Source organism: Pseudomonas sp. TJI-51 (assembly GCF_000190455.2).
Classification (GTDB): domain Bacteria; phylum Pseudomonadota; class Gammaproteobacteria; order Pseudomonadales; family Pseudomonadaceae; genus Aquipseudomonas; species Aquipseudomonas juntendi.
On sequence record NZ_AEWE02000068.1, the window covers coordinates 1 to 11,461 of the forward strand.

The following is an 11,461-nucleotide window of genomic DNA, read 5'->3' on the forward strand; positions in this document are numbered from 1 at the left end:
GGGCTGCAAAGCAGCCCCATGGCTGCCACCAAGGCTTAGCTGACCGGCATCGGGCCGTGAGGCCCGATTTTTCAACCCTTACGGTATGGCCACCGTGAACTGCACATCACTGTTGGCGGAACCAGCGGTTACCTGTGTATCGATCGCTTTGTAAGCCGCAGAAAACAACATGTCAGTAGGTTTGCTGTCATGCAGGGGATATCGCTTGGAGGCGATTCCATTGTCTACCGGTGTACCCACATTGTCCTTGATGATCAAGGCCAACCCCGTGGCGCCACCTGGCTCCAGGGCGTACAACGTGCCGCTGGCGCCGGCGCCGCCGTAACTTCCGGTGAAGGTTACGCTGGCATTGGCACCGGGGAGCAGTATGCAGCCGCCTCCGGGGGTAAGGCGCAAACCGAAGGCGCGGTTTGCGGCCTCATCATCTGGCTGCTTGAACTGGGCAGTGGATACTTCGCCCATGTAGATCCTGCTGGCGGGCAGGCCGGTTGAAGGGTCGATGATTTCAACTGCACAGGTCCCGCTGTGGACCTGACCAAAGAAGTTGATTGAACCCGTGTTTGCAAGCGCTTGTTGGCTGGATATTGCCAGTCCAAAGGCTACGACTAAGGGCTTCATATAAGCTGTCCTGTTACAGGTAAGTCGGAATAGCAAACGAGCCCAAAGGGCTCGATTGGAGGTGACACAAGGGGGCTCAGGGCAGGCTCGACAGTGCTTTTTGCATCGGCGTGGTGGCGACCCCGTAGTCATTGATGGTGGTAAAGGTCAGTTGCAAGCCAGTGAGCGTTTTGATTTGGGTCAGGTCATAAACCTGCAGATCAAATGGCCGCGCCATGGCCATGGCCTGGATTGCCTCTGTTTTGCCTGCACTGCTGACTTCCAGGCGGCCGAATGTGTAATGGTAGGGCGTTGGGTTGTGTACCACGAGTTCGACACGCCCAGCGCGTTGGCGCACGGACCACTCCAGCTCACCGATGCGCTCTGCGGGCCGGTCTTTCAATTCCTTGGGGCGATAGAAAAGCTTCAGGCGCGTGCGCAGTGCAATATTGAGTACGTTGACATCCCCCGGCGTTGCTTCGGGGATCTCCTGAACATTGAGGTAGAACAGCGTTTCCCGATCCTTGGGCAACTTGTTGGGCAGGCGGCTGATCTGCACCATTTGCTCCTTGCCGGGGTCCAGGCGGAACAACCCTGGCGAAGTCGCCAGAGGGACGGCTGTATCGGTGTCGTCCTTCGCGGTGTTGACCCAGGTTTGCACCGCATAGGGGCGGGGGCTGGGGTTGGCGATCACTACAGAGGTGCTGCTGTTGTCGCTGTCGAACACGATTCGCGTGGTATTGACGGTTAGCGCTGCCTGAGCGGTCTGCATCATGCTCGCGAAGCAAATACCCAAGGCAAGGCGGCGCAGGTGAATCTTCATCTGGCGATACCTTTTGAATGGTATGAAGACACCTCAGGCGACGTCAGTTCGCCTGAGGTGCTTTCTCATGGGATGTCGACAAGAAATTGCACATCGGTATTGGCGGTGCCGGCGGTGACCCCGGTGCCAATGGACTTATAGGCCGCAGAGAAAATCATCGTGGTGGGGTTCGTGTCGTCCAATGGGTAATCCTTGGAAGGCGAGCCGTTGTTTATCGGTGTACCGGCGTTGTCCTTGATGATCAAGGCTAGGTCGGCTGCCCCGCCTGGCTCCAGTGCATACAGCGCACCACCAGTACCGGCACCGCCATAGGCGGCAGTGAAGGTCACCTGGGCACTGGTGCTAGGGGTTACGACGCAGCCATTACCTGGGGTGACGCGCATGCCGAAGGCCCGCGATGCAGCTTCATCGCCTATGGCTGCGAACTGCGAAACGCTGACGTTGCCCATGTTGATACGCGATAGCGGCAGGCCGGTCGACGGGTCGATGAGTTCGATCGGACAAGTACCGGCGTGCACCTGGCCGTAGAAATTGATCGAGCCGGTATTGGCGAATGCTGCATTGCTGGCAAGGCCAAGCAAGATGGCAAGCGGGATAAGCTTCTTCTTCATGTTGTACTCCACTGTGGACCCGTTGTAGGCAGGGCATTTCGGCCTCTGGATTTCTGCCGAACAACTTGACGGCAGGGGGAGAAAAGATTAGGTCGTTTGATAATGGTCGCATGTAGGAAAATACTGATTGGCGCCTGGTAAAAGCCTAATGCGTGATTCTGCTTCAAGATTGGGTCGCTTCTTACCGCACGACAACTGGTAAAAATGCCAGTTTTCAATGCTGCGTGATTATGGGCATATCAATGCTTTGTTGATGGGAGTGGGAACATGAGCACCCAGAAAGACAAAGATGGCAATAAGCTTGTGGCAAAAGCAGCCTCGGACCCATCGGCTGCCGCAGAGCCTGCGATATTGCTCCTCTATGCCCTTAACGATAAAACGCAGCTGAACGGTTTATGGGCAAAGCGCCATACACTCATTGGTCACGATGTGGACGGGGGTGAGTTGGTGGTTTCCGAGCGCGAGATGAACAGAACGACTTGGGAGCTGAGCTTGGTGCATCTGGGTTACCCAAAGTTGCAGTTCGATACGTCAAGGCGAACATTGAAACTGGACAAGAACCTGCTGACCGACCTGCGGCTATCGTTGAATACACCTATTGGCATGAATGCGCGCCAGGCTGTGAGAATCGAGCAGTCGGACGGCAGCGCGGGCAAGGTACTTGAGGTGACCCTCGGTCTCAACAGCAGCCATATCGAATACCATAAATGGAAAGGCAGTGAGGCGGTGGTGCACTGGGAGCAACCTGCCACTTACGTGATAGCAAATGACCGATTGAGCGCCGACCGGTTCAAGCAGCACTTCGAGCCCTTGAAGCGCATGAAGATCGCGTCCTTGTCAAAGCCAGTTTCTGTTGCGCTTGACGACGTATGGGTTTATTTCGAATATGGCGAGTCACCAATGCGGATCAACGTCTTCAACGGGCCGGGTCAGGTAGCCGCCCGATCAGATCCAATTCTGGTGCCAGCATCCGAAGACGTCGCAATCGCCTTTGAGGTCGGGGCATTCCCAATCACCCTGACCCAGCTGCCGCCAGTGGACAAAGACTGGGTAGTTGGCCTGTTCGCGCCCAGCTGGTCAATGAAGTGGACCTTGGGAGGGTACATACCGCCGGGAAATTTTTATTTTGCCGTATACGCTCTTTCTGGCTCTGAGACGGCGCAAACCAAAGTCACTTCCCAGGCGCAGGCACTGAAGTGCTCCCCACTGATTAGTTTTTGCGACCGTGGAGGTGACCTGGAAGAGCTCCAGCTGATGTCGGCAGGAGCGCAGCCGGTCTGGAGCGGGGAGGGCACACTGCATGGAGAGTTGCTGCTGCAGAACGGCAAGCACTACTACAAACCGCCGCAATCACTGCCACCGGCGGTGCGCTTCAATACGGGCGGGGACACGTTCATACCTGCCGCCTACCGCGCGACCCTGGCTGTCCCGACCGCCACAGATATCATCAAGGTAACAGACATCTGGCAAGAGGCCTATGCTACGTTTGTAATTCGCTGGGTACACCCCACGCACTTTATCCGGGTTGCCAAGTACGCCCTCGGCCTCAAACTTTTACTGTTTTACTTCAACTGCGATCTAGAGGAAACAGCGGTTGCGGACGCGCAGGTATCGTGGCAGGTAGTTGCGGGCAATGGGTCAGTTACTGCAGGCGTTTTCAGGCCGGATGTGAACGACCCGAGCCCTTACTCTGTCGTCGTGGGGGTGGACACCTCCAATGTGAATGAATGGCGCTGGGGGCTGACGATCGTTGCAATGCCGATGCTCGATATCGACACGCTGGTCGACTACTACTCGCGTTGAGCAATGGCCCGGTCAGTGGTGTGTCGATGGAGGTGACTGGGCCAGCAGCTGCTTTTCGTGGTGCCAGTCGAACGGCTCGTCGTTGCGCTCGGCTTCGTAGCGACGCTCCTCGAGTTGCTGGTACAGGTCCAACTCTTCGTCAGGCATGAAATGCAGGCAGTCACCACCGAAAAACCACAGCAAATCGCGGGGTACCAGATGAGCGATCTGTGGGTAACGCTGGATCACCTGACAGGTCAGGTCCTGGCCCAGATACTGACTTTGCAGTGGGTCCTGCGGCAGTAGGGTCAGGAGTTCGTCGAAGCGCTCCAGGAACAGGGCGTGGCTTTCCTCCGATACCTGCTCGGCGTCACCCAGGGCCACCAAGATGGTGCGCAGGTGGTTCAGCAGTTGCAGGTGGTATTGCAGGTGGGGGGTGGCCATGGGCATGGTCCTCGAGGTAGGTCAAACGGGCGCGGAGTATACGCCGGTAGGGAGGGGGCCGCAAAACGGCCCCTGGTTTCAGCGTACCTTGCCGTGCTCGGGCAGCAACTGCGCTTTGTCGAACGCGTCCACATCAATCACGGTTCTGCGGGCTTTTTCAGCCTCATGCAGCTGTAGGCCTTCACCTGGCTGAAGCGCACCGGCCTGTACCGCTGCATCAATTGCCGATTGCCCAGGGGTCGGCTGTATCTTGCCACCCTTGATCGCCTGATGCAGCGCCTTGTGCAAGGGTGCAGCTTCCTCCAGCAACTCGCAGGCCCGTTGCAGCGCCGCCACTGGATCTCCATCGGTTTTTGGCCTGAAGCAACCGGAAAGCAGCTCTTCCAGCGCCGGGTCACCTTTGCTACGCCCAATCAGCGCTGCCACTTCGGCGTCCAGTTCATCGCTGGGCCCGGTGTGACGACGGCCAAAGGGGAACACAAGCACGCGCAGGGCGCAGCCAATGAAGCGGTTGGGTAAATTGTCCAGCAGCCGATCCAGGGCTGTTTCCGCCTGGCCCAGGCTTTCTTCCATGGCCCAGCGCAGCAGGGGCTGCATGTGCTGGGGTGAGCCGAGGTCGTGATAGCGCTTGAGCGCGGCGCTGGCCAAGTACAGGTAGCTCAGGACGTCGCCCAGCCGCGCGCTTAGGCGTTCGCGACGTTTGAGCGCGCCGCCCAGTAGCATCATCGACAGGTCGGCCAGCAGAGCAAAGGCTGATGCCTGGCGGTTGAGGGCGCGGAAGTAGCCTTGGCTCAAGGCATCACCGGGCACATTCTCCAATCGACCCAGCCCAAGGTTGAACACGAGTGTGCTTGCCGCGTTGCCGGCAGCGAACATGATGTGCTTCATCAGCAGGTCGTCGAATTCCTTCAGGGCCTGGTCGCGGTCTTCACGGCTTGCCAGGGCCATTTCCTTGAGCACGAACGGGTGGCAACGGATGGCGCCCTGGCCGAAGATCATCAGGTTGCGCGAGAGGATATTGGCGCCCTCGACGGTGATGAAGATCGGCGCCCCCTGCCAGTTCCGGCCCAGGTAGTTGTTCGGGCCCATGATGATGCCCTTGCCGCCGTGCACGTCCATGGCATGCTGGATGCATTCACGGCCGCGCTCGGTGAGGTGGTACTTGAGAATCGCCGACAGCACCGAGGGCTTTTCCCCCAGGTCCACGGCCTTGGCGGTGAGCAGGCGGGCGCTGTCCATCAGCCAGGCGTTGCCGCCGATGCGTGCCAGGGATTCCTGGATGCCCTCGAACGCGGCAAGCGGCACGTTGAACTGTTCACGGATAGTGGCGTACTGGCCGGTGACCAGGCTGGTGTACTTGGCCGCCCCCGTGCCGACGGCGGGTAGGGAAATCGAGCGGCCCACCGACAGGCAGTTCATCAGCATCATCCAGCCTTTGCCGAGCATGGCCTGGCCACCGATCAGGAAGCTCAGCGGCACGAACACGTCCTTGCCGCTGTTGGGGCCGTTCATGAAGGCAGCGCCCAGCGGCAGGTGGCGCTTGCCGATTTCGACGCCGGGGGTGTCGGTAGGGATCAGGGCCAGGCTGATGCCCAGTTCTTCCTGCTCGCCCAGCAAATGGTCCGGGTCGTAGGCCTTGAAGGCCAGGCCCAGCAGGGTCGCGACCGGGCCGAGGGTGATATAGCGCTTTTCCCAGTTCAGGCGCAGGCCGAGCACTTCTTCGCCTTGCCATTGGCCTTTGCAGATGACGCCGGTGTCGGGCATGGCGCCAGCGTCGGAGCCGGCCAGTGGGCCGGTGAGGGCGAAGCAAGGGATTTCTTCGCCACGGGCCAGGCGCGGCAGGTAGTGGTTGCGTTGCTCATCGGTGCCGTAGTGCAGCAGCAACTCAGCGGGCCCCAGGGAGTTGGGCACCATCACGGTCGAGGCCAGGTCGCCGCTGCGGGTGGCCAGCTTCATCGCCACCTGGGAGTGGGCATAGGCGGAGAAACCTTTACCGCCATATTCCTTGGGGATGATCAGGGCAAAGAAACCGTTCGACTTGATATGCGCCCACGCTTCGGGCGGCAGGTCCAGGTCCTGGCCGATCTGCCAGTCGCTGACCATTGCGCAGAGCGCTTCGGTGGGGCCGTCGATGAAGGCCTGTTCCTCCTCGGTCAGCGTCGGTGCCGGGTAGGCGAGCAGGGTGCGCCAGTCGGGGCGGCCGCTGAACAGTTCGCCGTCCCACCAGACGGTGCCTGCGTCGATCGCTTCGCGCTCGGTTTGCGACATGGGCGGCAGGGTGCGCTGGAACCAGCTGAACACCCGGCCGGTAAATACCCTGCGGCGCCAGTCGGGCAGCGCCACCACGGCCACCTTGAACGCCAGCACGATCCAGATCAGCGCCAGCAGCCAGCCGGGGGCGCTGCTGAAAATGCTCATCAGCAGGACGTAGGCCGCCACGATGCCGAGAATCTGCAGGGGCGCCAGGCGCCGGTGCGTGAGGTATGCCGCGCCGATCACCAGCACTACCAACCATAACAGCAACATAATCGGTCCTCCTTGGAACCAGGGGAGCTTGAACCGTCCCAGACAGCTTAGACGTAACGCCGTGAACGGCAGGGTCAGAACAGTGACAGGGTGTGGCGGTGGGAGTTTCAGGATATTTTCAGCCTGTGCCGGCCTCTTCGAGGGCACGCCCGCTCCCACAGGGATATCACAGGGTTCGAGACGGGTGAGACACCTGTGGGAGCGGGCGCGCCCGCGAAGAGGCCGGTACAGGCGAGAAAACTCTGGAGTAGACTGTGCAGCCCTCCACATTCATAAGGACGTTGCCATGCTGAAGATCTGGGGCCGCAAGAATTCGAGCAATGTGCGCAAGGCGCTGTGGATTGCCCACGAACTGGGCCTGGACTTCGCGTCCATCGACGCCGGCGGCGCTTTCGGCGTGGTCAACGAGCCGCACTACCGCGGGCGCAACCCCAACGGCCTGGTGCCCCTGCTGGAGGACGGCGACCTGATCCTGTGGGAATCCAACGCCATCGTCCGCTACCTGTGCGCCGAGTACGGCGCCGAGCAAGGCTGGTACCTGGAAGACCCGCGCCAGCGCGCCCTGGCCGACAAGTGGATGGACTGGACCACCTCAGCCTTGGCAACCCCCTTCCGCCCACTGTTCTGGGGCCTGCTGCGTACCCCGGAAGACCAGCGCGACTGGGTGGCGATCAACGCTGCGCACAAGCGCTGTGCCGAGCTGCTGGCGATGGCCGATGCTGCCCTGGCCCAGCAGCCGTATCTTTCCGGTGACCAGATCGGCATGGGCGACATCCCACTGGGGTGCTTCGCCTACGCCTGGTTCGAGCTGCCCATCGAGCGCCCGGCCATGCAGCATCTGGAAGCCTGGTACGCACGCCTCAAGGCACGCCCGGCCTACCAGGCTGCGGTGATGACGGCACTGACCTGAATCGAACACCACGGCTGTTTCGATAGTCACTATCAATACACATGACTGTACTTGTGCGGCCAGGCCTTGCACCATTGGCCGCACTCACTGCGCCAGTGACGTTATCTGGCGTGTCCTGCACCTTATTCTTCGGTAAGTGACCCGCTATGAGTTCTGCCCTGTCCATCCGACAGCTCACCAAAACCTACGGCAACGGCTTCCAGGCCCTCAAGGGCATCGACCTGGACGTTGCCGAAGGTGATTTCTTCGCCTTGCTCGGCCCCAACGGCGCCGGCAAGTCCACCACCATCGGCATCCTGTCCACGCTGGTGAACAAGACCAGCGGCACGGTCAACGTGTTCGGCCATGACCTGGACCGCGAGCCCGCCGCGCTCAAGCGCTGCCTGGGCGTGGTGCCGCAGGAATTCAACTTCAACCAGTTCGAGAAAACCTTCGATATCGTGGTGACCCAGGCCGGCTACTACGGTATCCCGCCCAAACTGGCCAAGGAGCGCGCCGAGCAATACCTGACCCAGCTGGGCCTGTGGGACAAGCGCGACGTGCAGTCGCGTTCGTTGTCTGGTGGCATGAAGCGCCGCCTGATGATTGCCCGCGCGCTGATTCACGAGCCGCGCCTGCTGATCCTGGACGAACCCACCGCCGGGGTGGACATCGAGCTGCGCCGGTCGATGTGGAGCTTTCTCACCGAGCTGAACCAGAAGGGCATCACCATCATCCTCACCACCCATTACCTGGAAGAGGCTGAGCAGCTGTGCCGTAACATCGGCATCATCGACCACGGCACCATCGTCGAGAACACCAGCATGCGCCAGTTGCTGGGCAAGCTGCACGTCGAAACCTTCGTCCTCGACCTCAAGCAGGACCTGGCCACGGCGCCGGTGTTGCAAGGCTATCCTTGCCGGCTGCTGACCCCGCACACGCTGGAAGTGCAGGTGGACAAGGACATCGGCATTACCGCGCTGTTCGGCCAGCTGGCCCTGCAGAACATCGAAGTGCAAAGCCTGCGCAACAAGACCAACCGACTCGAGGAGCTGTTCGTGTCCCTGGTGGAAAAAAACCTGTCGAAGGTGGCCGTATGAGTGTGGAACTGCGTACCAACTGGGTCGCCCTGAACACCATCGTCTACCGTGAAGTGCGGCGTTTTCTGCGCATCTGGCCGCAGACCCTGCTGCCGCCCGCGATCACCATGGTCCTGTACTTCGTGATTTTCGGTAACCTGATCGGCCGGCAGATCGGTGACATGGGTGGTTTCACCTACATGCAGTACATCGTGCCCGGGCTGATCATGATGTCGGTGATCACCAACTCTTATGGCAACGTGGTGTCGAGCTTCTTCGGCAGCAAGTTCCAGCGCTCGATCGAAGAACTGATGGTGTCGCCGGTATCGCCGCACATCATTCTCGTCGGCTATGTGCTGGGCGGCGTGTTGCGTGGCCTGGCGGTGGGGGTGATCGTGACCATCCTGTCGATGTTCTTCACCGACCTGCAGGTGCACCACCTGGGCGTGACCGTGGCCGTGGTGCTGCTGACCGCGACCATCTTCTCGCTGTTGGGCTTCGTCAACGCGGTGTTCGCGCGCAACTTCGATGACATTTCGATCATCCCGACCTTCGTGCTGACGCCACTGACTTACCTGGGCGGGGTGTTCTATTCGATCAACCTGCTGCCGCCATTCTGGCAGACCGTGTCGCTGGCCAACCCGGTGCTGCACATGGTCAACTCGTTCCGCTACGGCATCCTAGGGGTGTCGGATATCAGCATCGGTACGGCGATCACCTTCATGCTGGTGGCCACCGCGGTGCTCTACCTGCTGTGTGTGCGCCTGCTGGTCAGTGGCCGCGGCATGCGCGCCTGAGGCCTTGCACCGGCATTGGCGCCGCCGCCACTGCCGGCCCACCCACCAGCGCCAGTACAGCATGGTGCCGAAGTAGCCAAGAATGCCCAGCACCACGCCGCACACCACCGAGCCGAGCAGGAAGGGTTGCCACAGTGTCGACAGCTGGTCGGTGATCCACTCGAAGGTCAGTTCGTCAGGCAATGTGCGCGGTGGTACCTGCATCAGCCAGGCGCCGGTCATGTAGGTGACGAAGAACACCGGCGGCATCGTCAGTGGGTTGGTCAACCACACCAGGCTGACCGCGATCGGCAGGTTGCCGCGTACCGGAATGGCCAGCGCGGCGGCCAGCAGCATCTGCGCCGGCATCGGGATCAGTGCCGCGAACAGGCCAACGCCCATGGCCCGCGCCACCGAATGGCGGTTCAGGTGCCAGAGGTTCGGGTCGTGCAGCAACTTGCCGAAAAAGCGTAAGGACTTGTGTTCCCGAATACTGGTCGGGTCCGGCATGTAGCGTTTGAAAAGTCGGCGCGGCATGTAGGCTCCCGGAGCGTTGACCCGGGCAGTATGCCCTTATTCCCGCTCAGCCTCGTTCAGAGTTTGTGACAATTGTTGAGCAAGCCGTGCCGGCAATTGGGCTATGCCTCAGAAGGTGATTTGGCTTCTGGAGCTCTACCTCATGCGCACAGGGATGTTGGCGCTTGCGCTCGGGCTGCTGTGCCTGGGCTTTCTTCCTGCATTGCTACCGGACGGGTGGTTGTGGGTGCTGGCGGCTTGCGCTGGCGTCTGCCTGTTCACCCGCGGTTGGCCATTGGGCTGTTTTCTGTTGGGGCTGTGCTGGGCCAGCTGGTCTGCCCAGCAGGCCCTGGATGACCGGCTAGCGGCCGCTTTGGATGGCCGCACCTTGTGGCTGGAGGGGCGGGTGGTCGGCTTGCCGGCGCGCACTGCGCACGGTGTGCGTTTCGAGCTGGAGGCCGCCCGTTCGCGCCGTGCCGAACTGCCACAACGCCTGCAAGTCAGCTGGTTCGACGGGCCGCCGGTACGGGCCGGCGAGCAGTGGCGGCTGGCGGTGACCTTGCAGCGCCCCGCCGGGTTGTTGAACCCGCATGGGCCGGACCGTGAAGCGCAGTTACTGGCCCGGCGGGTCGGCGCTACCGGTACGGTGAAGGCGGGGCAGCTGCTGGCGCCGGCCAGCTATGGGTGGCGGGACTCGCTGCGCCAGCGCTTGCTGGCGGTCGATGCCAACGGCCGGCAGGCCGCGCTGGTGGCCCTGGTGCTCGGCGACGGGGCCGGCCTGGCGCGGGAAGATTGGCAGACGTTGCAGGCCACCGGCACGGTGCACTTGTTGGTCATTTCCGGCCAGCACATTGGCCTGGTTGCCGGTTTGCTCTATGGCCTGGTCGCCGGGTTGGCCCGCTGGGGGCTGTGGCCCGCACGGCTGCCGTGGCTGCCCCCGGCGTGCGCGCTGGCCATGGGTGCGGCACTGGCCTACGGCTGGCTGGCCGGCGCGGGGGTGCCGGTACAGCGTGCCTGCCTGATGCTGGCCGTGGTGTTGCTCTGGCGGCTGCGTTTTCGGCACCTGGGGGCGTTCCTGCCACTGTTGCTGGCGCTGGTGGTCGTGTTGCTGGTCGAGCCGCTGGCGGCGCTGCTTCCGGGCTTCTGGCTGTCGTTCGGCGCCGTGGCCACGCTGGTGTTTTGCTTCAGCGCCCGCCTGGGGGCATGGCGGCCATGGCAGGCCTGGACGCGGGCGCAGTGGGTGATTGCCATCGGTTTGTTGCCGGTGCTGCTGGCCGTGGGCTTGCCGGTGAGCCTGAGTGCGCCGCTGGCCAACCTGGTGGCGGTGCCATGGGTGAGCCTGGCGGTACTGCCGTTGGCCTTGCTGGGTACCTTGTTGTTGCCGTTGGGTGGGGCTGGGGAGGCCTTGTTGTGGCTGG

The 11,461-nt window shown here is 61.6% G+C and carries 10 protein-coding genes and 1 pseudogene; 5 read left to right on the forward strand and 6 right to left on the reverse strand.

Features of this window, described 5'->3' with window-relative positions:
• Positions 1 to 78: 78 nt before the first annotated feature.
• From G1E_RS15700 to G1E_RS15710, 3 genes are all read right to left on the reverse strand, one after another.
• On the reverse strand, positions 79 to 618 hold the full coding sequence (locus G1E_RS15700) for a fimbrial protein (protein WP_033690123.1): 540 nt from the start codon (positions 616 to 618) through the stop codon (positions 79 to 81).
• A gap of 76 nt (positions 619 to 694) precedes the next feature.
• On the reverse strand, positions 695 to 1,420 hold the full coding sequence (locus tag G1E_RS15705) for a molecular chaperone (protein WP_009681876.1): 726 nt from the start codon (positions 1,418 to 1,420) through the stop codon (positions 695 to 697).
• A gap of 65 nt (positions 1,421 to 1,485) precedes the next feature.
• Entirely contained in the window at positions 1,486 to 2,031 is a 546-nt protein-coding gene (locus G1E_RS15710; protein WP_009681877.1) for a fimbrial protein, read from the reverse strand.
• 267 nt (positions 2,032 to 2,298) lie between these two features.
• Here G1E_RS15710 and G1E_RS15715 point away from each other — a divergent pair, with 267 nt between their 5' ends.
• Positions 2,299 to 3,834, forward strand: a complete 1,536-nt coding sequence (locus tag G1E_RS15715; RefSeq protein ID WP_009681878.1) for a hypothetical protein — start codon at positions 2,299 to 2,301, stop codon at positions 3,832 to 3,834.
• A gap of 12 nt (positions 3,835 to 3,846) precedes the next feature.
• Here G1E_RS15715 and G1E_RS15720 read toward each other — a convergent pair whose 3' ends face one another.
• Positions 3,847 to 4,257 (reverse strand): PA2817 family protein, encoded by a 411-nt coding sequence (locus tag G1E_RS15720; protein ID WP_009681879.1) that lies wholly within the window; start codon positions 4,255 to 4,257, stop codon positions 3,847 to 3,849.
• A gap of 78 nt (positions 4,258 to 4,335) precedes the next feature.
• Positions 4,336 to 6,783, reverse strand: a complete 2,448-nt coding sequence (locus G1E_RS15725) for an acyl-CoA dehydrogenase (protein ID WP_009681880.1) — start codon at positions 6,781 to 6,783, stop codon at positions 4,336 to 4,338.
• Positions 6,784 to 7,069: 286 nt separating this feature from the next.
• Between G1E_RS15725 and G1E_RS15730 the strand changes: the two genes are divergently transcribed.
• From G1E_RS15730 to G1E_RS15740, 3 genes are all read left to right on the forward strand, one after another.
• Positions 7,070 to 7,693, forward strand: a complete 624-nt coding sequence (locus tag G1E_RS15730) for a glutathione S-transferase (protein ID WP_009681881.1) — start codon at positions 7,070 to 7,072, stop codon at positions 7,691 to 7,693.
• A 146-nt stretch (positions 7,694 to 7,839) separates the two neighbouring features.
• A complete protein-coding gene (locus G1E_RS15735) occupies positions 7,840 to 8,772 on the forward strand; it encodes an ABC transporter ATP-binding protein (RefSeq protein ID WP_009681882.1) in 933 nt (310 codons plus the stop codon).
• Positions 8,769 to 9,548, forward strand: a complete 780-nt coding sequence (locus tag G1E_RS15740; protein WP_009681883.1) for an ABC transporter permease — start codon at positions 8,769 to 8,771, stop codon at positions 9,546 to 9,548. Before G1E_RS15735 ends, G1E_RS15740 begins: the two co-directional genes overlap by 4 nt.
• Positions 9,549 to 9,557: 9 nt before the next feature.
• On the opposite strand, the pseudogene G1E_RS15745 reads toward G1E_RS15740, so the two are convergent.
• Positions 9,558 to 10,064 (reverse strand): annotated as a pseudogene (locus G1E_RS15745) (DUF2062 domain-containing protein); the annotation flags it as partial.
• A gap of 142 nt (positions 10,065 to 10,206) precedes the next feature.
• On the opposite strand from G1E_RS15745, the gene G1E_RS29575 reads away from it, so the two are divergent.
• Positions 10,207 to 11,461, forward strand: a 1,255-nt coding sequence (locus tag G1E_RS29575; protein WP_256220448.1) for a ComEC/Rec2 family competence protein, incomplete at its 3' end; no start/stop codon positions are given.

Excerpts from the sequence above, each read along its gene's own strand:
- G1E_RS15735 (WP_009681882.1), top strand. The coding sequence starts at position 7,840 with ATGAGTTCTGCCCTGTCCATCCGACAGCTCACCAAAACCTACGGCAAC.
- G1E_RS15720 (WP_009681879.1), bottom strand. The coding sequence starts at position 4,257 with ATGGCCACCCCCCACCTGCAATACCACCTGCAACTGCTGAACCACCTG.
- G1E_RS15730 (WP_009681881.1), top strand. The coding sequence starts at position 7,070 with ATGCTGAAGATCTGGGGCCGCAAGAATTCGAGCAATGTGCGCAAGGCG.
- G1E_RS15725 (WP_009681880.1), bottom strand. The coding sequence starts at position 6,783 with ATGTTGCTGTTATGGTTGGTAGTGCTGGTGATCGGCGCGGCATACCTC.
- G1E_RS15710 (WP_009681877.1), bottom strand. The coding sequence starts at position 2,031 with ATGAAGAAGAAGCTTATCCCGCTTGCCATCTTGCTTGGCCTTGCCAGC.
- G1E_RS15740 (WP_009681883.1), top strand. The coding sequence starts at position 8,769 with ATGAGTGTGGAACTGCGTACCAACTGGGTCGCCCTGAACACCATCGTC.
- G1E_RS15705 (WP_009681876.1), bottom strand. The coding sequence starts at position 1,420 with ATGAAGATTCACCTGCGCCGCCTTGCCTTGGGTATTTGCTTCGCGAGC.
- G1E_RS15715 (WP_009681878.1), top strand. The coding sequence starts at position 2,299 with ATGAGCACCCAGAAAGACAAAGATGGCAATAAGCTTGTGGCAAAAGCA.
- G1E_RS15700 (WP_033690123.1), bottom strand. The coding sequence starts at position 618 with ATGAAGCCCTTAGTCGTAGCCTTTGGACTGGCAATATCCAGCCAACAA.